The sequence below is a fragment of the Gordonia crocea genome, from assembly GCF_009932435.1.
GTDB lineage: Bacteria > Actinomycetota > Actinomycetes > Mycobacteriales > Mycobacteriaceae > Gordonia > Gordonia crocea.
The window spans coordinates 279,645-298,111 of the sequence record NZ_BJOU01000002.1; the positions used below are offsets into that span (position 1 = coordinate 279,645).

Genomic DNA, 18,467 nt, shown 5'->3' on the forward strand with positions numbered 1-18,467 from the left:
GTGTGGTCACGTTAGTTGACCAGCCGGTCACGACCCACCCAATGCGGGGCCCGAAGTGCGCGGCGCAAGATCTTGCCACTGGGGTTGCGTGGAATCTCCTGCACATAGATGAAGCGAGACGGCACTTTGAATACAGCCAGGGAGGCCGCCGCGTGTAGGCGCAGATCGCGGGTGGTAGGAGCTGACCCCGGATTCGCGACGACGTAGGCGACCACGGCCTCGCCAGTGACGTCGTCGGGCACACCGATGACGGCGACTTCGCGGACCTGGGGGTGGCGCATCAGCGCATTCTCGATCTCCACGGGATAGACGTTCTCGCCGCCCACCAGGATCATGTCCTTCTTGCGATCGCGAATGAACAGATAGCCCTGCTCGTCGAGAAAGCCTGCATCTCCGGTTCGCACCCAGCCGTCCACAAGGGTCTCCGTGGTCGCTTGCGGTAGGCGCCAATACTCAACCATTACCGCCGGTGAACGCAGCTCAACCTCACCGATCTCACCGGTGGCAACTTCGCCGCCCTGGTCGTCGACGATTCTCACATCGACACAGGGGTAGGGCCGACCAGCTGCAGAAAGTCGCGGCGATCCGGCGTAATGCTGATCGGGAGGGAGGCAGATCGCGGTGTTTCCGGTCTCAGTCAGCCCGTAGATCTGGGCGAACTCGCAGCCGAATAGGCTCGCGCATTCCAAGAGGACCACCTCTGAAATCGGGGCGCCGCCATAGATGACCTTTCGCAGCGAACGAAAGTCTGTTGCCGGTCCCGCAGTGTGGTCCAGGATCGCCTGCATCATCGACGGTACGAAGATGGCCGTCGTAACCCCCCAGTCGGCGATCGTCTTGCGGGCCAGGTGGGCATCGAATGCCGGCATCGAAGCGACAGTCGCGCCGGCATTGAAGGCCTGGATGGCATACCAAAGGCCACCGACGTGAAATCCTGGTATTCCGATCAAGGCAATATCGCCAGGTTGCCAGTCGATCCAGTCCAAACCCGCCAGTGCGAGGGCATCGCGCACCGCGAAGAAGCTGCGATGGGCCAGCACAACCCCTTTGGGCAGTCCGGTGGTGCCGCTGGTGTACAGCTGCGCCAACGGAGTGTCGGGGGTCGCGGGAAAGACATCGGTCCGGGCTATGTGGCCGACGGAGCCGGACCAGGATTCATAGTCGTCGCCGAGTAGGATTTCGCGGGTACCGGTCGCCTCGACCAGAGGGTGATCGGCGTCGAGAAAGCACAGCGCGGCCTGCGAATCGCCAAGGATATGCCGGACCTCGTCGGCGGCGAGTCTCGCGTTGACGGGGACCAGCACTATGCCGGTCAACGAGCACGCGGCAACCAACTCGTAGTACTGATGGGACTCGCGGCCCAGGTAGGCCACTCGTTGTGCGGGGGTGATTCCCAGGGCACGCAGTGCGCTGGCAAGTGCGCTGGCCCTTGCCCACAGCTCTCGGTAGCTCAGGTTGGCACCCGGTGTCGTTCGCAGGGCGACTCGTTCTGCGTTCTGGGTGGCATGGAAGTCCAGCGATTCGCTCAGGGTCTGGAGGTGACTGTGGAAGATCATCTGCTTCGGAGCTCCTGGTTGGTGGAACCGACCTCGGCCAGGCTCACCGGCAGGTAGGCGCCGACGGCGTCTCGGATGGCGGCGACCTGCCTGCGGCCGTGAAGTGCGTCGTGGTGATTCCCCGGAATTCGGGTGATGGTGCTGGTGCGGGCGGACAGCTTCTCCCAGTGCGCTACCTGATCGGAGTTCTCATCAGTGACCAATACCGACGTGCGATCTGGCAGTCGGCCCAACCGATGTCGATTCTGTGCTCGGATCCATCGCTCGCCCATGGCGGCCTGGTGTGTCTTGGCGTCGAATCGGATGGGACCCGCGATAGCTACGAGTGCATGCATCCGCAGTCGCTCTGCCAGCGGGGGAGGCGTCCTAGGGCTGCCCGCAGCGGAGGATTCTGTGGCAACTGCGACATCCGGTCGTCGTAGGACGCTGTCTATCAGGACCGTGCCGGCGACGGGGATCCCTTTCGCGCGTAGTCGGTGGGTGGTCTCAGCGGCAAGGTAGCCGCCGAAAGAATGGCCAACCAGGATGTGCAGCGAAGAGTTGTCGGCCCGGCCGATACTGCTCGCTATCCGGCGGGCGGCCTGAGCGGTGGTCCATTCGGGAATTCCGAAGGACTCGAACCCTCGGGCCTGATAGGCGGTGATGGCTGCGGTCACCGGCAGCACATTGACCAGCGGGATGAAGCCGGCAGCAGTGGCGCCGGCGCCGGCGATGAGGTGGATGTGAACGGGCTGACCCGCGGCTTCGCGGAACACGACGGTACTGGTTGGTTTGAAGAAGCGCGATCGTCGACGCGCCTGGAGCTGCTTAGCGATAGCTGCGATCGGTGGGTTACCGGCGACATCGGCCGCGCCGATGTCGACGCCTAATCGGCGGCGCACCTCGCGGAGGAACTGCTCCACCTGCAGGGAGGACAGGCCGAGGAGGTCGAACGAATCTGTGGGGTGAACCGGGCTGATGTCGAACTGGTCGGCACACAGTTCGGCTATTGCCACGGCAAGCTTGTCGGTTGAACCCACCAAGCTGTTCTACCATACGTAGAATTACGTCGGGGACGGCGGCAGGGCGCTGCCGGTGCGCAACGAGAATCCGCGTGCAGTGGCCAGCAATCGGTACGCCGTCGGATAGTGTCGGCCGGCTACCTTCAGCAGTGCGCCATGGGCTGCGACACGGGGGTGAAGCCTGGCCGAGCGAACCACGGTGGCCACGTCGACCGACGAGGAGAATCGCCTGACGAGCGCTGTCGTCGCTGAGTCGGGCCATCCGTGGTGGACAGGAGTCGATACCGACGGCAGGACTAAGAACCAGAGTCGGAAGTCTGCCAAGCTCCGTCGCAACTCGCGCTGCCGCGCTCTCGGCGCGAGCCGGATTTCCGATTCCACCACGTGCTGCATCATCGTGTAGCAGGCGTCAGTGTTGTCGAGCCGGCTCAGATCGGTGGTGCTGATGGAGGCGGCTCGCTCACGGTAGTCGTAGCAGATGTCGGGCAGAAGTGTCACAGTCGGTCCCCGGCGTACGACCTGGAGCAGCGTGACAAAGTCGTCCTGGGATGACAGGTGTTCGCGATTCGGCAGGCTGGCCAGAACCTCGCGACGGAAGAGCTTATTCCAGAAGTAGCCTCGAATCAGCCCGGCAAGCGCCGCATCGAGTACCTCTGGACCGGTCAGGGTGCGCGGTCTCGGCACCCCCTCCATGACCCAAGTCCGGCCACTCGATTCGTGGCGGCGAGCCCGGCAACATGTGACATCGGAGTTGGTCCGAACCGCACCGTCGACCAGGATCGACAGGATTTCGCGATCCCACTCGTCGTCGGCGTCGCAGAGCCACACATAGGTCCCGCGCGCGTGGTGGACGCCGCGGACGCGGGCGGCGGCGACGCCGTGGCTGGTTGCGGTGTGTAAGACCGTGATGGGCAGCCCCGCCGCCTGGGCTGCAGCCTGGCACAGCGCCGCCGTGTTGTCGGTCGATGCGTCGTCAACGACGATGACTTCGGTGGCGGGATAAGTCAGACCGGCCAATTGGGCGATAGCGGCCGCTGCGTGCTCGGCCTCGTTGTGCACGGGGAGAATGATGCTGACTAGCGGTGGCGTCGGCATCAGCGGGCGGGCTCGAGCAGGTGCCAGGCGGCGGCGATGACCTCGTTGGCGGTGTCGGAAAGGACGACTACGGCTCGGCCGCCTTCGACGTCGACGATGAGCGCGCTGGCGAACCCGCCGATGTTGCCGCTCTTGAATGCGACGGGGTGGCCGGTGCGGGTGGTATCGATCATCCAGCCGTACCCGGTCCCGGTGGGTGCGCCGCGCACGGTTTGTGGCGCCATGGCGGTGCGGAGCAGTTTGTTGCCAAGGAGCGCGCGAAGGTAGACCGTCATATCGCGGAGCGTGGACATGGCCCCGCCGGACGGTCCGTAAGCGCCGATCGGCCATGGTGCGGCCAACTGGCCGGCGCGGGAGAACCCGTGCGGGCCCGGGCCGCCGCTGGCCGGTGTCAGCGCGGTGGACAGCATGCCGAGCGGCTCGAGCAGGCGGGCTCTCATCAGTGTCGGAAAGTCGGTTCCGGCTGCCTGCGCCAGCGCGTGGCCCAGCAGCGCGAATCCGATGTTGGAGTAGCCGAATTGTCCGCGGGTGCTGAGCTGATCGTGCTGGGCGCGCTCGAGAACTTCGTCGAGCGACGCGTTGTGAATCGAGCTGCCGCGCACGGATTCCACCCACCAGCGGCGGATGCCGGTGTCGCGCTGATCGTCGCCCCACTCGCCAAGCCCGGAACGATAGGTGGCGAGCTCTTCCAAGGTGGTCGAGGCTACAGCGGCGATGCCCAGTGGCAGCAGGGAGCCGACCCTGGTGCGGGGCCCGACTTCGCCCCGGCGAATGCTCTCGGCGAACAGCGCGGCGGTGAAGGTCTTCGTCAACGAGGCGACCGGGAATGTGGTGAACGGGTCTGCGCCGAAGGTCGCGGTTTGGGTGCCCGTGGGACCAACCAATGCCGCCACCAGTCGGTGCCGATTGGGCGTATCGAACTCCTGTGAGAGCAGGTGCACCAACCGTTCGTCACCCTGGCCGGGGGCAGCCAATGTGGGGCTGTGAGTGGCCAGGCGGGCCCCGGCCACCGAAAGGCCCACCATGATCGCGATCAGCACACCCCAGACCTTGTGCCGCCACAGCCAGCTCACGCCATCACCCCCAGTCTGATTACCAACGCGGCCAGGGCCAGAAGCTGCAGGATGAGCACCACTGCCGTCGTGACTGGATGAGAATCGGCCAGGGTGGCTATCCGGGCATCGCCGCCGCGCTTCTCGCGTAGGTATACCGTCGCGACATAGGCAAGGAAGGCGGCAACAGCGGCAACCACCGTGACGGGTCCTACCAGAAAGCTCAGATTCATCGGCCTCCCTCCGGTGCCAACGTCAATCGCGGGCTGGTCCGCTCGAGCACTGTTGCGTTGGGGCTGCGCCACGTCACTCGGTACATGCCGCTTGTGAGCAGTTGGGTCTCAACGTGGCCGAAATAGTCGGGTATGGCGCCGTTGATCAGGTGCTCGAAGGACTCGCGGGTCGAAGTGAGCACGATGTAATCAGGGTGCTGGGCGAGCAGACACTCGAACGCCGTGCGTCGGCAGGCCGACTGCGTCGGTCCGCGCAGCTCGGTGATTCGCCGAGCGCGCAGGGTGCCCTCGGTGAGCAGCGGTCGGACCGTCGAACCTGTTGGCGCCTTTGCCAGGACGAAGTCGGCGGCGGCTCGGGCATCGCCGGGCGTGCGTTCGAAGGAGGTGTTCACCCCGCGCGCAGCGGTACCGCTAATCATCAGCGCCGACATCAGGACCGTCACCCCGATGGTCGCCATCGTGCCGGGCCGCCGCGCGAGCCCGCCGATAGTCACCGCAGCGCAGGCGGCCAGGAAGGGAAGTGCGTAGAGGAAGATGCGCAACACCACCTCGCCGCCATAGCTTTGTCCCACCACCAGCGACACAGTTCCGGCAATGAGTGCAGCGGTGGCAGGAGCGAGGCGCGTGTGGCGAAGGCGGAGCCAGCCGATCGCGGCCAATAGGCAGAGTGCCGCGGACCAGAGGATGCGGAACTGTTGCATGCGTTGGTACTCCGGGTCGCCCCGGACGCGCGAACCCACTCCCGACTGCAGCGAGCCGCTGGCGTCGCCGAAGCTGTTGAACAGGTCGGTGAGGTGGCCGAGCCACCAGTCGGTCGCGCCGAAAGCGAACCAGGCAGCGAAAACGATCCCTACCCCCAGCCACAGGGTCCGGAACCGGGTCACCCCCAGAAAGCTCAGCAATGCCAGGCTGACGATCAACGCGGCAGGCGTGAGTTGGTGGCTTACCACCATCGCGGCTCCTACTAGCAAGAGTGCTGACTCCATCGCGATGGTTGCCGACGCCGAATCTGAGCCCGCCCGGCTCGGTGTGCGGACCGTGGGGCTGGCGAATCGCGGCCAGCCTCGGCCGTGCGCGCGGGGGATGGTTGACCGCCGGGCCGTGTCCATCACCACGGCGATGACGGTGAGGTAGAAGTAGAACGCGACTGCCTGTGGGGAAAAGTAATCTTGCTGCACCCAGTTGCCGGCAATGAAGATGAATACGGCCAGCCAGCTCAACCGGACCGAGGTGGTAATCGCGTTGGCCACGGTGAATACGGGTGCGATCAGCAGGGTCCCGGCCACCAGCGGGAATGGGATGAGGAAACCGGTGGCGTCGGTCATACCGGCGACGGTGGTGAGCGAAGCGGCGGTGGCGAAGAAGCCGGGCCAGCTGAATCGGGCGTCGATGCCGGTGAGGGAATGTCCTGCGTTGGCGATGGCATCGATGAAGCCAACGTGCACATAGCCGGTAGATAGCGGCGCCGACCAATCGGCAATGCCGACATAGAGGGTTATCACCGCGATGAGGCAGACGGCCGAAGCGGCCAACACGATGACGTCGAGTCGAGGGCGACGCAAGGCGATGACAGCGACGATGACGATGCCGGCCAACGCGGCGAAATACTGCCAGTTCAGTGCCGAGATCAATCCGGCAGTCGAGACCGAATCGAGGTCGACAACGGCGGTCGAACGCAGCCACAGTCCTAGGCAGGCTGCCAAGGTAAGCATGGCGCACAGGCGGAACTGAAGTCTGCCAAGCGTGCGACCGCGAATACTGATGCCGCGATCGTTGGCTTGGCTGAGCGCGCGATTACGACGGCGCGCGACGACGGTGCGGCTGGCATCGAGGGCTGGCCCGGTCAGCGCCAACCCCACGACGGCGAGGATGGTGACAACCGTTCGGGGCCACCACAACCCGACCGTCATCGTGAGCATGGTGAGGGCGATGTAGCTCGATAGGGATAACGCGGGGGCCAGCGAGAACTGCAGGCGCGCGCGGGTCGTGAGCAGAATTGCTGCGGGTGTGCCCGGAACCATGAGCACGAAGAGGCAGACGATCAGTGCGCGACCGGGAACGGTGACATTCCACCAGATGAGCAGGGGCACGACGACGGCAAGGAGCGCCGCTATCAGTACGACCGCAGAGTTCGGCCCGAGGCGCAGCCCGCTTCGCGAAGCGGACGCTCCTGTTGCGTCGGACGGGGCCTGCTGGTCCGTACCCGACAAAGTGGTGATCGACGGCAGTGTCATTCCGGGATGTTCTTCGCTTCAGCGTCGGCGCGGGGACTGTCAGTCAGCGCGACCTCTATTGATCCGGTCGCGATTCGTCCAGTGGGATCGGTCAGTCCGACGGTGGTGTCGATGAGCAACGTTCGCCGCTTGATGAGTCGATCACTGATCCGTTCGATGGTTAGTGACCCGTGCAAGCTGCGGGCATCAAGCGGCTCCGCAATCGACGTCGTCGCGTGGTGAATGACGACGTTGGGCAGTTGTCGTTGCCAGAAGTCATCGAGCGTCCAGGACGCCAGGGCGGGATGTAGGCGATCGGCGATGATCGTCGCCAGGGTCCCGTACAGCATCTGGTTGTAGCAGATGAGGAATTCGACTGGCGAGAGGAGAGGCGGGCCTTCTCGTCCCACTGCTTCTGTCAGGGCCAGTGACGCTCGCGCATGGATCGTTCCGGCGGCATCGCCGTTCACCTGTAGCTGCTGGAGGAATCGACACCCGGTCGCGGCGTAGGGTGCGGTGGCCCGGGTGATCAACTCTCGTCGATCGTCGGCCTGAGGTGTCACTTCGGCGTCGCTCACTTCGCTGTCGTCAGCCGAGGACCCATCTCCCCACTGCTCTACGAATAGTAGAATACATGGCGTGGTCGGTAAGGTTGTCGGTGGACAAACTGGTTCGGTGGCGGCAGAGAGGATGCGTTGGTGAGTACGCGAGCCCGCGGTGAGTTGGAGGCATCGGTGCTGAGAATCATGTGGAATGCTGGCGACCCGGTGACCGCGAAGGAGATTCGCTCTCGCTTCTCCAAGCCGGTGCCTGCCCATACGACCCTGCTCACCGCACTCGACCGGCTCGAAGCCAAGGGAACGGTGGTTCGAGTCGGCACCGCATTGCGGGGTATCCGGTTTGCGCCGACGATGTCGGAGTCGGAGTACGTCGGGCGTCGAATGTCGGCCAACCTCGATGACAGTGCTGATCGCCGAGCGGCACTTCTCCGATTCGCCGGTTCGCTCACCGGTGACGATGTCGCCTACCTGCGAGAGGCACTCGATCGAGCCGACCGGGCCTGACGAAAGGTGGCAGTCGGCATTCTGGTGGCCTTGGTGGCGGCGGCGTTGTTGATACCGGCGATCGGGTCCGCCTGGCTTGGCACGGCTCAGTGGCAGTTCGCCCATCCGCGGGCTGGCCTGGCCTGTTGGCTGGCGGTCCACGCGGCGGCGGCGACCGCGCTCGCCGCAGCCGTCGCCATGACGGCGGTCCATGCGGCATCAGGCGCCGTCGGCGGCTCGGTGACCCCCTGGTTGTTTGTCGGCGTCTGTGTCGGCCTGACGCTGTGGATGTGGCAGCGTTCGGATGTCCAGTTCGAGGCGATCCGTGACGAGCGGGAGCGGTTCACCGCGGTCGCTCAGACCGCCGGGGTGACTATCGGCGAGTACCGCGACGTCCCGGTTCGCTCTATTCCTGGCGAGCGGCTACTAGTACTGGCCATCCCGGGACGTCATCGGATCATCGTCGTTTCCCAGGCGGCCAACCGAGCGTTGTCGGCGGCGCAACTGACAGCCGCGGTGGCCCATGAACGGGCGCATTTGCATGGACGCCACGACCTTGTGCTGCGATTCGCCGACTTTCAGCGGCGCTGGCTGCCCGGCCCGCTCGGGGGTGCCGCGTTGAGACGGGCGACGGCGATCCTGATCGAGTTGATCGCCGACGATCGGGCTGCGCGGGAGAGTGGCGCCCCAGCGCTAGCGGGCGCGCTGACGCTCATTGGTGTTCGGGAAGGCGACCAGTCCATGATCCTGCGGGCACAGCGACTGCAGGATCCGTGCGGTGCGGGGTTGCTGAAGCACCAAGAATGATGCACTCCCAGCCCGCGGCACGCCATCGATCCAACTCGGGGCGGGAGGCGACGGTGAGCAGACGCCGAGCCCCGACGACGTCGCCGAGAGCTTCGGGGGTGACGCCAGTGAGGCGGTGTGAACCGAGAAGGAGGACGAGCTGTGCGCCCGCGCACGCGGCCGAGACGGTCGGTTCCAGCGCGGCGCGACAGCTGGGCACCCGCTGGGCGGTCACGTACGGGTCGTAGACGCGGACCTCCCAACCGAGGTCGACGAGTTGGTTGACGACGTCGACGATCGGTGCTTCGCGCAGGTCGTCGGTGTCAGCCTTGAAGGCGATGCCCAGGACGGCGATTGGTCCCTGCGGCGTCGGGCCCAGCACCGATGCCGCGCGCGCCACAGCGTGGTCGCGACGCGCACTGTTGGTCGCCTGAGCTGCCTGCAGCATTCCCGCCAATGAGTACGCGCCCGCCTCATGAGCGACTGAGATTAGTGCGCGTACATCCTTGGGCAGACAGCCGCCACCGTAGCCAATGCCTGAATCCAAGTGGCCCCGGCCAATTCGCGGATCGGCGCCGAGGGCGTCGGACACCATGGTGACATCGGCACCGTTCTGCTCGCACAGCTCGGCAATGGCGTTGATGTAGGAGATTTTCAGGGCCAAGTAGGCGTTGGCAGCCTGCTTCACTAGTTCGGCCGTACGGTAATCGGTGACGAAGAATGATCTCCTCGTGGCGAGGCCGTACAGGGCGCGAAGTCGTTGTTCGGAACTGACGTCCTGCGGGTGTAGGCCCAGGACCACTCGGTCGGGGGAAAGGCAATCGGCGACTGCGGATCCCTCGCGCAAGAATTCGGGATTCCACACGAGCTCGGGCTCAGTGCCTGGGGGCGCGTTCCGGCGGATCATGCTCCGCAGCCGCTCCGCGGTTCCCGGTGGTGCGGTGGACTTGCCGACTACGAGCCCCCGCGGACGTAGATGGGGTGCCAGCGCGGCGGTGGCGGCAGTCAACTGGTCGGTGTCGGCACGGTGACCGTCGCTTGACGATGGCGTACCAACGGCAAGGAAGTGAATGTCGGCACGGCTGCCGGCGACAGCGGCATCGGTACTGAAATGCAGTCTGCCCGCCGCCAGCTGTTCGGTGATGAGCGCGTCAAGGCCAGGTTCAAAAAACGGTGCCCGCCCGTCTCGCAGGTTCTGGACACGGTCGGGGTCGGTATCTACGCCGATCACATCGTGACCCAGGGCGGCGAAACATGCTGCCTGGGTGGCGCCCAGGCGCCCGAGGCCGATGACACTGATCGACGCTTTCATCTAGGTCCTCTCCACCGAGTCTACTTCTACAACACATAGAATAGTGGACGGTTGTTGCCGTAAGACGTCGGTAGCCTTGGCAAGATTTGTCCGACCTGATGGGAACTTCTTGGACAGCTGCGCGGACTACTATCAGGACGGAGTAGTGCGTGAACGGCCTCAAGGTAGGAAAAGTCAGATGAAGATGGGCGCCCCGACGGCGGGTCGGCGTGGATTCGTAGTGGAGGGCTTTGATCACACGTCGGCGACCGAGGCCGAGATCAGTGAGATCAGGGATCGGATTTACCAGGACAAGGTCGTTGTCCTGAAGAATCAACAAATTGACGCCGCCGGCTTGGTCCAACTAGGCGCACGGTTCGGGGAGCTGGTCGGGTACTACGAGCCGATCTATCAACATCCGACTGAGCCGTTGGTATTCGTGTCGTCGAACGTGCTGCATGGCGGGAAGCAAGTTGGCGTTCCCAAGACGGGTGCTTTCTGGCACGCGGACTACCAGTTCATGCCCCAGCCGTTCGCGTTCACGGTGTTCTATCCGCAACGCCTTCCCGGGCAGGGGCGGGGCACCTACTTCATCGACATGGCGCAGGCCTACGCGGGATTGAGCGCAGACCTGCAGAACTTGCTCGACGGTGCGATCGCCCATCACAGCGTTCGTCGCTACATCAAGATCCGCCCGGAGGATGTGTATAAGCCGCTGGGCCAGCTGATCGATTCGGTGGAAGAGAAGCTGCCACCGCAATCGTTCCCCGCAGTCTTCACCCACCCGGTGACTGGGGAAAGACAGCTCTATGTCTCTGAGGCCTTTACCTTCAAGATCACTGACGCCGACGGCAATGACCTCGGGAGCGAGCTGCTGCGGCGGGTATTAGAGGAATCAGGACAGTTAGACCCGACCTTCGAGCATCCCAATATCTTCCTCAACACCTATGAACTCGGCGATATTGTGCTGTGGGACAACCGGACGTTGATCCACCGCGCCCTGCACAACCCTTCCAACAGTCCCGTCGAGTCGTACCGGGTGACCGCCCTCGACGGGCTCCCGCTTTATCAGATGGAGTAGAGATTGGAGTCGACGGACACCAGCGCGACGCCGATCGTCGTCGAACCGGGTCTCTTGGCGCAGGCGATGAGGCCGTACTCGTCGAAGAAGGCAGTTTACCTGCGCAGCGCGACCGTTGCTGCCGAGAACCGCGGGGTTATCGCGAGCGGGAACTTCAGTATCGAGGAGTCGTGCTACATCGATGACACCGGGCATTTCAATGCGGCCGAGTTCGTCATTTCCTACAACCAGCTCGCCTACGTTGCCCTCGCTCACGTCGTCCGAGACTCATTGCTACCCGAGTTCGCCGGGTGGACGATGGCGGACTACTGGCGTCGGCAATTGCCGAATGTCTTGATCACAGAGCTGAGTAGTAGGTACCGCAGGCCGATCAACCCTCGCGGATTCTCCGGCGAGCTGCGCATCCTCGCCGCGGAGTGGGCAGGGCGGTCTCGTCCTTACCTTCGGCTCGACACCACGGTTGCTTTCCGCGACGACGGTGGTGGCAGCGCATCGGGTGCGGTGGTCCTTGCCGTCACCGACCCACCGACTATGGACCGAGGAGACGGGTAGGACGTGAAGCTAGGCCACCAATTCTCCCGAGCGTTGCTGGGCGGGCTAGTCGCGGCGATGGCCGGAGCATCCACGATCGGCTGCGGGAACGCTGGCGCGGCCGTATCCGGCGTGCCGGCACCCCGCGGAAACGTACTCGGCTGGCAACACGTCTACACCGATGATTTCTCCGGAAAGGCTCTCAACCGGGCGCGATGGTCGCGCTACAGCGGCACGCCGGGCGGTGATCCGGCGAGCAGCTGGTCGCCGAGCCATGTCCGGGTTGGTGGATCCAAGCTGGTCCTCATGGGCTATCGCGATGGGGGAAGGCTCGTCACCGGAGGCGTGTCCAACTGGCGGAATGCGCAATTGTACGGCAAGTGGGAAGTGCGAGCGCGTGCTGATGCCAGCGATGAAGTTACCTTCCACTTCTTGCTCTGGCCACGGAATGAGGTATGGCCACCGGAGATCGACTTCGCGGAGAGCTTTGGTGGGGCGCGAACCAAGGTCGATGCCTTCCTGCACTGGCGCGACGCGGCTGGGAAGCGGCAAAAGCGGCAACGAGTGTTGCGTGGCGACTTCACCAAGTGGAATACCTTCGGGGTGGAATGGACCCCGTCGCTGGTGCGGTACACGATCAACGGGCGCGTGTGGGCGACCGAGACAGGTGGCATCGTCCCATCGACGCCGATGTGGCTTGGCCTGCAGGCTCAAGCTGGTGGATGCGCCAAACGAGCACAGTGGGGCGGCAAACGCTGTCCTACCGTGGGTACACCGGCTGTGACGAGGGTCGAAATCGATTGGGTCGCGGTGTACCGTCCGGGGCTGGCCCTCTAGGACCGCTGGATGTTGGAGTTACGGGTAGCCGGAGCAGCCCATTCGTCAGCGGTGCTGGTCCCGCACCCCGAGGAGGTTGTGCCACACCTGCCGTTGACCACCCCGGTTGCGTGCCTGTCTGCGCGCGTTCGAGCCGAGGAACTATTGCCGCGACTTGCTGCGGCCACCGACCCCGCGGGTGTGCTCGCCGCGTTGTGCTATACGGGTGTGCCGATAGCCGATGCGCATGTACTCGCTGCTGCCCTGGCGAGTGCGACGACAGTGATTGAGATCGTCGCACTGGACGACGGGAAACGCCTGCTACCGGGCGCGGTGGGAGTGTTCTGCTCCCCGCGCGGCGACGTCGTCAGCGTGCCGTCCACCGCGGCCGACGGCGCAGAATGGCTCACTTTGACCCCGGCGACGTCGCGCCGGGTCGGACTCGCGTGTGCCGAACTGGTTCAGCGCCGGCGCGCGGTGCGCTGAATGTTGCGCACCTTGGCGCCCTGCGGCATCGGCCCCTTGGGCAGCGCCGCGCCACCCTTGCGGGTGCTCAACGCGGCCAGCCGTGACTCGAGTGCGTCGACTTGCTTGCTGTTGATGTTGTTCGGCAGCTTGTTGAGGTGCTTCTCGAGCTTGCTTAGCGGCACTTCGTCCCCGTCGTTGCCGACCTGTACGACGTAGATCGGGGTGTTGCCGACGACGCGGGCGATCCGCTTCTTCTCCTGGTTGAGCAGACCCTTGACCCGGTTGGGGTTGCCCTCGCCGACGAGGATGACGCCGGGCTTGCCGATCACCCGGTGCACCGCGTCGAGATGTGTGGTCCCGGCGATTGCCTGTTTGATCCGCCAGGTACCACGCATGTTGCTCAGCGCCCACCCGGCCGCGCCGGGCTGGCCCTCGGCCTTGGTGAACACCGACTTCTGCACGCGGCGGCCGAATAGGATGAAGGCGCCGAGCAACCCGACCATGATGCCCAACGGGATGGTGAACCACAGCTGGTCGATCAGCAGCCCGATGGCGACAGCGATCGCCACGGCCAGGACCACGACGCCGACCATGTAGGGGATGAGGCGCTTGTCATCCTTGCGCTGCATCTGGAACGCCTGCCACAGTTGTGCGCGGCGCTCCTTGGAGGCCTGCTTGCGTGCCTGCTTGGCGGCCTTCTTGGCCTCTTTGGTCGCGGTGTCGTTCGCCTTTGCCATGGTCATCAGTCTACGGTGCGCCGAGTCGGGCGTGGCCCGGCCGGGTCGGGATTACCGACCCGCCAGACGGGTCAGCAGCGACGACGCCTCCTGGTGAGCCGATGAGGCGACGGCCAGGTGGGCCATCGCCGGCGCGAGCGGCCGACCGTGGCGGGCCATCGCCTGGGCGTAGAGCCGCCCGGCCCGGTACGAGGAGCGGACCAGCGGGCCGGCCATGACGCCAGCGAATCCGAGGTCCTCGGCGAACTTGGATAACTCCACGAACTCTTCGGGCTTGACCCACCGTTCCACCGGGTGGTGGCGCGGCGACGGGCGCAGGTATTGGGTGATGGTGACGATGTCGCACCCGGCGTCGTGGAGGTCGACCAGGGCCACGCGTACCTCGTCGGTGGTCTCACCCATTCCCAGGATTAGGTTCGACTTGGTCACCAGGCCGAAGTCGCGCGCCTGGGTCAGCACGTCCAGCGACCGGTCGTAGCGGAAGGCCGGCCGGATGCGCTTGAAGATGCGTGGGACGGTCTCCAGGTTGTGCGCGAGCACCTCGGGGCGCGACTCGAAGACCTCGGCGAGGAGGTCGGGAGTCGCGTGGAAGTCGGGAATCAGGTTCTCCACCCCGGTACCCGGGTTGAGCTCGTGGATCTTGCGCACAGTCTCCGCGTAGAGCCAGGCGCCCTCGTCGGGGAGGTCGTCGCGGGCCACCCCGGTAATCGTCGAGTACCGCAGGCCCATCGCGGCGACGCTCTCGGCGACGCGCCGCGGCTCGTCACGGTCGAGCTCGGCGGGTTTGCCGGTGTCGATCTGGCAGAAGTCGCACCGGCGGGTGCACTGTTCGCCGCCGATGAGGAAGGTGGCCTCCCGGTCTTCCCAGCACTCGTAGATGTTGGGGCAGCCGGCCTCCTCGCAGACCGTGTGCAGTCCTTCGCGTTTGACCAGCCCCTTGAGCTCGGTGAACTCCGGGCCCATCGTGGCGCGGGTCCTGATCCACGTGGGCTTGCGCTCGATCGGCGTTTGCGCGTTGCGCACCTCCAGGCGCAGCAGTTTGCGGCCGCCCGGGGCGGAAGCGGGGTCAGGGGTCGGGTTCGGGCTGGGGCAACTCACAGTGGGGATCCTTGGGACAGGGCTGGGGGATGTGCGGCGGGCTCGTCGCCGGCGGACAGAGGATGGTCGAACCAGTGGGTGACGGCGGCGGCCACCGCATCACTTACTTCGTCGACGCTGATCGGGCGGTTGAGCTCGCGTGCCAGCGACGTCACGCCAGCGTCGGCGATGCCGCATGGGACGATCGCGTCGAAGGCCGACAGGTCAGGGTCGACGTTGAGCGCGAAGCCGTGCAGCGCGACACCGCGCGCCACCCGAATGCCGATCTGGGCGATCTTGCGTTCCCCAGCGCCGTCGGAGAGCCAGACCCCTGAGCGGCCGTCGATGCGGCCGGCGGTCACGCCGAGGGCGGTGCACACGTCAATCAGGGCCTGCTCGATGCGTCGCACGTAGTCGACGACGTCGAGTGGCTCTCGCAGGGCCACGATCGGGTAGCCGACGAGTTGGCCGGGCCCGTGCCAGGTGATCCGGCCGCCACGGTCGACGGTGACCACCTCGGAGCCGTCGGTCGGCAGATCGGACTCCTCGGTGCGCTTCCCGGCGGTATAGGTCGACGGATGCTCCAGCAGGAGCAACAGGTCGTGGTCCAGGGTGCCGGATGCGCGGTCGGCGGCCAGCGCGTGCTGGTCGTCATAGGCGGTCCGGTAGTCGACCGTGCCGAGTCGGCGCACCTCCACCGGGGAGCCGGCGCGGCGCAGCGATCCGGGTTGGGCAGGCATCAGCGCGTCCAACTCAGGGCATTGGCAATGGTTTCGTCGGCGAAGTCGAATCCGGCGTTCGTGAGCACATCGGGTACAACGCGCGACGAGGCCAGAATCATTTCCTTTGCCATATCGCCGCCGATCAGGCGTAGTACGGCCGCGGGGACCGGGAGGCGAGTCGGGCGGCCCAGCACCTCGCCGTAGGTCCGGATGAACTCGGAGAACCGAACGGGTTGCGGAGCGGTCAGATTCACCGGGCCGGTGATCTCAGAGCCACCCCCGTCGGAAAGGAGGAACTCGATGGCGGCCACCTCGTCGCGCAGCGAAATCCAGGAGAGGAACTGCTCGCCGTCGCCGAGTCGGCCGCCGAGCCCGGTCTTGACTAGCGGGCGGACTCTGGCGAGCAGGCCGCCCTTCGGAGCGAGGACCGGTCCGGTCCGGAGGAAGACGACTCGGGTGTCGGACAACGCCGGCGCGGCGGCCTCTTCCCAATCGGCCGCGAGGTCAGCCAGAAATCCGGTGCCCCGGCCATCGGCCTCGGTGGCGGCCCGCTCGCCGGTATCCCCGTAGAAGCCCGTGGCACTGGCCGAGAGGAACACCGGCACGTCGGCACCGGCGATGGCCTCGGCGAGAATCAAAGTCGGGGTGATACGGGAGTCGCGCAGCTCCTGTCGGAAGTGACCGCTCCAGTGCCTGTCGCCGATTCCAACGCCGCCGAGGGAGACGACTGCGTCCACGCCGCTGAAAGCCTCGTCGGGGACACCGAAACCTTCTGGGTCCCAACTGAACTCGTCCGGGTTGCGGGCCTCGCGACGCACCAGCCGCGCGACGTCGGTGCCGTGTGAACGCAGCGCCGAGGTCAAGGCCGATCCGATCAGCCCGGAGGATCCCGCAATCAGGACGCGCATGGCTTAGAGCCCGAGGTCGGCGGTGAACTCCCCGGCCTCAAGGCGCTTGCGGATGGTGGTGACGAAACGGCCGGCATCGGCACCGTCGATGAGCCGGTGGTCATAGGTCAGCGGCAGGTACGCCATCGACCGGACGCCCAGCGATTCGCTGCCGTCCTCGTCGGCGATGACTGCCGCGCGCTTGACGATGGCGCCGGTGCCCAGCATCGCCGCCTGCGGCGGTACCAGGATCGGCGTGTCGAACAGGGCGCCCTGGCTGCCGATGTTGGTGATGGTGAACGTGCCGCCGGACAGGTCGTCGGGCTTGAGGTTCCCCGACCGGGCGCGCGAGGCGATGTCGGCGATCGCGCGGGCGAGACCGGCCAGCGACAGGTCGTCGGCGTTGTGGATCACCGGCGAGAGCAGGCCCTGCTCGGTGTCGACGGCGATGCCGAGGTGGACACCGCCGTGGTAGGTGATCTCCTTGGTCGCGTCGTCGTAGCTGGCGTTGACGTTCGGATGCACCTTGAGCGCCTCGACGACGGCCTTGGCGAAGAACGGGAGGAACGTCAGGTTCACGCCTTCGGCGGCGGCGAAGGACTCCTTGGCGGCGGCGCGCAATGCCGCGACCTTCGTCATGTCGACTTCGTGGACCTGGGTCAGCTGGGCCGAGGTCTGCAGCGACTCCAACGTCTTGGCCGCGGTGATCTGGCGGATCCGGTTGGCCTTGGCGGTGGTTCCGCGCAGTGCCGCCAGTTCCGGGCGGATTTCCGGGGCGGGTGCCGCCGGTGCGGCGGGAGCGGCGGCCGGCGCGGCGGTGGGTGCCGCGGGCGCGGTGGCCGCGGCCAGCACGTCCTGCTTGCGGATCCGCCCACCGACGCCGGTGCCGGTGACCGTCGACAGGTCGACATTGTTCTCGGCGGCGAGCTTGCGGACCAGCGGCGTCACGTAGGGGCCGCCGGAGGAATCGGACTCGGTGGCCGGTGCCGGTGCTGCGGCTGCCGGTGCGGGGGTCGGCGCCGGCGCGGGAGCCGCAGGAGCGGGAGCCGGGGCCGGAGCGGCAGGAGCCGCAGCGGCCGGAGCGGGAGTGGCCGGAGCGGGAGTGGGCTCGGGGGCCGGGGCGGGCGCGGGCTCGGGTGCGGGCGCCGGAGTCGGTTCGGGTGCCGGTGCGGCCGCCGGGGCGCCGCTGCCGATCACGGCGAGCTTGCCACCCACCTCGACTACCTCGTCGACGTCGGCGGCGATCTCGAGCAGAGTGCCCGCCACGGGCGAGGGGATCTCGGTGTCGACCTTGTCGGTGGAGACCTCCACCAGCGGCTCGTCGACGGCGACCGAGTCGCCAACCTGCTTGAGCCAATTCGTCACGGTGCCCTCGGTGACCGACTCGCCCAGCTCGGGCATGACCACGTCGGTACCGCTCGCGGCCGGCGCGGCGGGAGCGGGTTCTGCAGCGGGAGCAGCGGGTTCGGGGGCCGGGGCAGGTGCGGCCGGTTCCGGAGCGGCTGCGGGGGCCTCGGCCGCCGGCGCGGGAGCGGCGGGCTCGGCTGCCGGAGCGGGGGTCTCGGGTGCGGCCTCGCCGGCCTCGCCGATGACGGCCAACTCGCCGCCGATCTCCACGACGTCGTCCTCGGCGGCGACGATCTTGACCAACACGCCGGCAACCGGCGAGGGGATCTCGGTGTCGACCTTGTCGGTCGAGACTTCCAGCAGCGGCTCGTCGACGGCGACCGTGTCTCCTTCCGCCTTCAGCCACCGGGTCACGGTTCCTTCGGTGACGCTCTCACCCAATGCGGGCATCTGGACGGAGAAGGCCATTGCTGTTGACTCCTCAAATAGTCGGTTGTGGCAGGTCGGACGTGATTGGTGGTACGTCGGCCG

At 66.1% G+C, this 18,467-nt stretch carries 19 protein-coding genes; 6 read left to right on the forward strand and 13 right to left on the reverse strand.

Annotation, left to right across the window (positions count from 1 at the left end):
* Window positions 1-11 precede the first annotated feature (11 nt).
* The 7 genes from nbrcactino_RS13025 to nbrcactino_RS13055 are packed head-to-tail and all read right to left on the reverse strand — an operon-like array spanning window position 12 to window position 7,728.
* Window positions 12-1,556, reverse strand: coding sequence for a long-chain-fatty-acid--CoA ligase (locus tag nbrcactino_RS13025; protein ID WP_161927971.1), 1,545 nt, complete (start codon window positions 1,554-1,556; stop codon window positions 12-14).
* The gene (locus nbrcactino_RS13030) at window positions 1,553-2,575 is read right to left on the reverse strand and encodes an alpha/beta fold hydrolase (RefSeq protein ID WP_161927972.1); all 1,023 of its coding nucleotides are present in this window, start codon (window positions 2,573-2,575) and stop codon (window positions 1,553-1,555) included. Before nbrcactino_RS13030 ends, nbrcactino_RS13025 begins: the two co-directional genes overlap by 4 nt.
* 24 nt (window positions 2,576-2,599) lie before the next feature.
* On the reverse strand, window positions 2,600-3,652 hold the full coding sequence (locus tag nbrcactino_RS13035) for a glycosyltransferase family 2 protein (protein WP_228460863.1): 1,053 nt from the start codon (window positions 3,650-3,652) through the stop codon (window positions 2,600-2,602).
* Entirely contained in the window at window positions 3,652-4,725 is a 1,074-nt protein-coding gene (locus nbrcactino_RS13040) for a serine hydrolase domain-containing protein (RefSeq protein ID WP_161927974.1), read from the reverse strand. Before nbrcactino_RS13040 ends, nbrcactino_RS13035 begins: the two co-directional genes overlap by 1 nt.
* A complete protein-coding gene (locus tag nbrcactino_RS13045; protein WP_161927975.1) occupies window positions 4,722-4,937 on the reverse strand; it encodes a hypothetical protein in 216 nt (71 codons plus the stop codon). Before nbrcactino_RS13045 ends, nbrcactino_RS13040 begins: the two co-directional genes overlap by 4 nt.
* Complete coding sequence (locus nbrcactino_RS13050; RefSeq protein WP_161927976.1) at window positions 4,934-7,171, reverse strand: hypothetical protein; 2,238 nt, start codon at window positions 7,169-7,171, stop codon at window positions 4,934-4,936. The genes nbrcactino_RS13045 and nbrcactino_RS13050 overlap by 4 nt, the downstream gene beginning before the upstream one ends.
* Window positions 7,168-7,728, reverse strand: coding sequence for an FcoT family thioesterase (locus tag nbrcactino_RS13055; protein ID WP_161927977.1), 561 nt, complete (start codon window positions 7,726-7,728; stop codon window positions 7,168-7,170). The genes nbrcactino_RS13050 and nbrcactino_RS13055 overlap by 4 nt, the downstream gene beginning before the upstream one ends.
* Before the next feature lie 120 nt (window positions 7,729-7,848).
* Here nbrcactino_RS13055 and nbrcactino_RS13060 point away from each other — a divergent pair, with 120 nt between their 5' ends.
* Both nbrcactino_RS13060 and nbrcactino_RS13065 read left to right on the forward strand, forming a co-directional pair.
* Window positions 7,849-8,214, forward strand: coding sequence for a BlaI/MecI/CopY family transcriptional regulator (locus nbrcactino_RS13060; RefSeq protein ID WP_228460864.1), 366 nt, complete (start codon window positions 7,849-7,851; stop codon window positions 8,212-8,214).
* A gap of 6 nt (window positions 8,215-8,220) precedes the next feature.
* The gene (locus nbrcactino_RS13065) at window positions 8,221-9,000 is read left to right on the forward strand and encodes a M56 family metallopeptidase (protein ID WP_161927978.1); all 780 of its coding nucleotides are present in this window, start codon (window positions 8,221-8,223) and stop codon (window positions 8,998-9,000) included.
* On the opposite strand, the gene nbrcactino_RS13070 is transcribed toward nbrcactino_RS13065, so the two are convergent.
* Window positions 8,906-10,291 (reverse strand): UDP-glucose dehydrogenase family protein, encoded by a 1,386-nt coding sequence (locus nbrcactino_RS13070; protein ID WP_161927979.1) that lies wholly within the window; start codon window positions 10,289-10,291, stop codon window positions 8,906-8,908. The two genes, nbrcactino_RS13065 and nbrcactino_RS13070, sit on opposite strands and share 95 nt — an antisense overlap.
* Before the next feature lie 178 nt (window positions 10,292-10,469).
* On the opposite strand from nbrcactino_RS13070, the gene scoE reads away from it, so the two are divergent.
* From scoE to nbrcactino_RS13090, 4 genes are read left to right on the forward strand one after another with little or no spacing between them, the layout of a single operon-like run.
* Window positions 10,470-11,351 carry a (3R)-3-[(carboxymethyl)amino]fatty acid oxygenase/decarboxylase gene (scoE, locus tag nbrcactino_RS13075; protein WP_228460865.1) on the forward strand — a complete coding sequence of 294 codons (882 nt, stop codon included), beginning with the start codon at window positions 10,470-10,472 and terminating at the stop codon, window positions 11,349-11,351.
* A 3-nt stretch (window positions 11,352-11,354) separates the two neighbouring features.
* Window positions 11,355-11,903 carry an FcoT family thioesterase gene (locus nbrcactino_RS13080; protein ID WP_228460866.1) on the forward strand — a complete coding sequence of 183 codons (549 nt, stop codon included), beginning with the start codon at window positions 11,355-11,357 and terminating at the stop codon, window positions 11,901-11,903.
* 57 nt (window positions 11,904-11,960) lie between these two features.
* Complete coding sequence (locus nbrcactino_RS13085) at window positions 11,961-12,719, forward strand: glycoside hydrolase family 16 protein (protein ID WP_161927981.1); 759 nt, start codon at window positions 11,961-11,963, stop codon at window positions 12,717-12,719.
* A gap of 9 nt (window positions 12,720-12,728) precedes the next feature.
* The gene (locus nbrcactino_RS13090; RefSeq protein ID WP_161927982.1) at window positions 12,729-13,184 is read left to right on the forward strand and encodes an ESX secretion-associated protein EspG; all 456 of its coding nucleotides are present in this window, start codon (window positions 12,729-12,731) and stop codon (window positions 13,182-13,184) included.
* On the opposite strand, the gene nbrcactino_RS13095 is transcribed toward nbrcactino_RS13090, so the two are convergent.
* From nbrcactino_RS13095 to sucB, 5 genes are read right to left on the reverse strand one after another with little or no spacing between them, the layout of a single operon-like run.
* A complete protein-coding gene (locus nbrcactino_RS13095; RefSeq protein ID WP_161927983.1) occupies window positions 13,160-13,903 on the reverse strand; it encodes a DUF4191 domain-containing protein in 744 nt (247 codons plus the stop codon). The genes nbrcactino_RS13090 and nbrcactino_RS13095 overlap by 25 nt on opposite strands.
* A 51-nt stretch (window positions 13,904-13,954) precedes the next feature.
* Complete coding sequence (gene lipA, locus nbrcactino_RS13100) at window positions 13,955-15,001, reverse strand: lipoyl synthase (RefSeq protein ID WP_161927984.1); 1,047 nt, start codon at window positions 14,999-15,001, stop codon at window positions 13,955-13,957.
* Entirely contained in the window at window positions 14,998-15,720 is a 723-nt protein-coding gene (gene lipB, locus nbrcactino_RS13105) for a lipoyl(octanoyl) transferase LipB (protein WP_161927985.1), read from the reverse strand. The genes lipA and lipB overlap by 4 nt, the downstream gene beginning before the upstream one ends.
* A complete protein-coding gene (locus nbrcactino_RS13110) occupies window positions 15,720-16,610 on the reverse strand; it encodes a TIGR01777 family oxidoreductase (protein WP_161927986.1) in 891 nt (296 codons plus the stop codon). Before nbrcactino_RS13110 ends, lipB begins: the two co-directional genes overlap by 1 nt.
* Before the next feature lie 3 nt (window positions 16,611-16,613).
* Entirely contained in the window at window positions 16,614-18,404 is a 1,791-nt protein-coding gene (sucB, locus tag nbrcactino_RS13115; RefSeq protein WP_161927987.1) for a 2-oxoglutarate dehydrogenase, E2 component, dihydrolipoamide succinyltransferase, read from the reverse strand.
* Window positions 18,405-18,467: the final 63 nt, after the last annotated feature.

Excerpts from the sequence above, each read along its gene's own strand:
- nbrcactino_RS13085 (WP_161927981.1), top strand. The coding sequence starts at position 11,961 with ATGGCCGGAGCATCCACGATCGGCTGCGGGAACGCTGGCGCGGCCGTA.
- nbrcactino_RS13025 (WP_161927971.1), bottom strand. The coding sequence starts at position 1,556 with ATGATCTTCCACAGTCACCTCCAGACCCTGAGCGAATCGCTGGACTTC.
- lipB (WP_161927985.1), bottom strand. The coding sequence starts at position 15,720 with ATGCCTGCCCAACCCGGATCGCTGCGCCGCGCCGGCTCCCCGGTGGAG.
- nbrcactino_RS13045 (WP_161927975.1), bottom strand. The coding sequence starts at position 4,937 with ATGAATCTGAGCTTTCTGGTAGGACCCGTCACGGTGGTTGCCGCTGTT.
- scoE (WP_228460865.1), top strand. The coding sequence starts at position 10,470 with ATGAAGATGGGCGCCCCGACGGCGGGTCGGCGTGGATTCGTAGTGGAG.
- nbrcactino_RS13095 (WP_161927983.1), bottom strand. The coding sequence starts at position 13,903 with ATGGCAAAGGCGAACGACACCGCGACCAAAGAGGCCAAGAAGGCCGCC.
- nbrcactino_RS13050 (WP_161927976.1), bottom strand. The coding sequence starts at position 7,171 with ATGACACTGCCGTCGATCACCACTTTGTCGGGTACGGACCAGCAGGCC.
- nbrcactino_RS13110 (WP_161927986.1), bottom strand. The coding sequence starts at position 16,610 with ATGCGCGTCCTGATTGCGGGATCCTCCGGGCTGATCGGATCGGCCTTG.
- sucB (WP_161927987.1), bottom strand. The coding sequence starts at position 18,404 with ATGGCCTTCTCCGTCCAGATGCCCGCATTGGGTGAGAGCGTCACCGAA.
- nbrcactino_RS13090 (WP_161927982.1), top strand. The coding sequence starts at position 12,729 with ATGTTGGAGTTACGGGTAGCCGGAGCAGCCCATTCGTCAGCGGTGCTG.
- nbrcactino_RS13070 (WP_161927979.1), bottom strand. The coding sequence starts at position 10,291 with ATGAAAGCGTCGATCAGTGTCATCGGCCTCGGGCGCCTGGGCGCCACC.
- nbrcactino_RS13035 (WP_228460863.1), bottom strand. The coding sequence starts at position 3,652 with ATGCCGACGCCACCGCTAGTCAGCATCATTCTCCCCGTGCACAACGAG.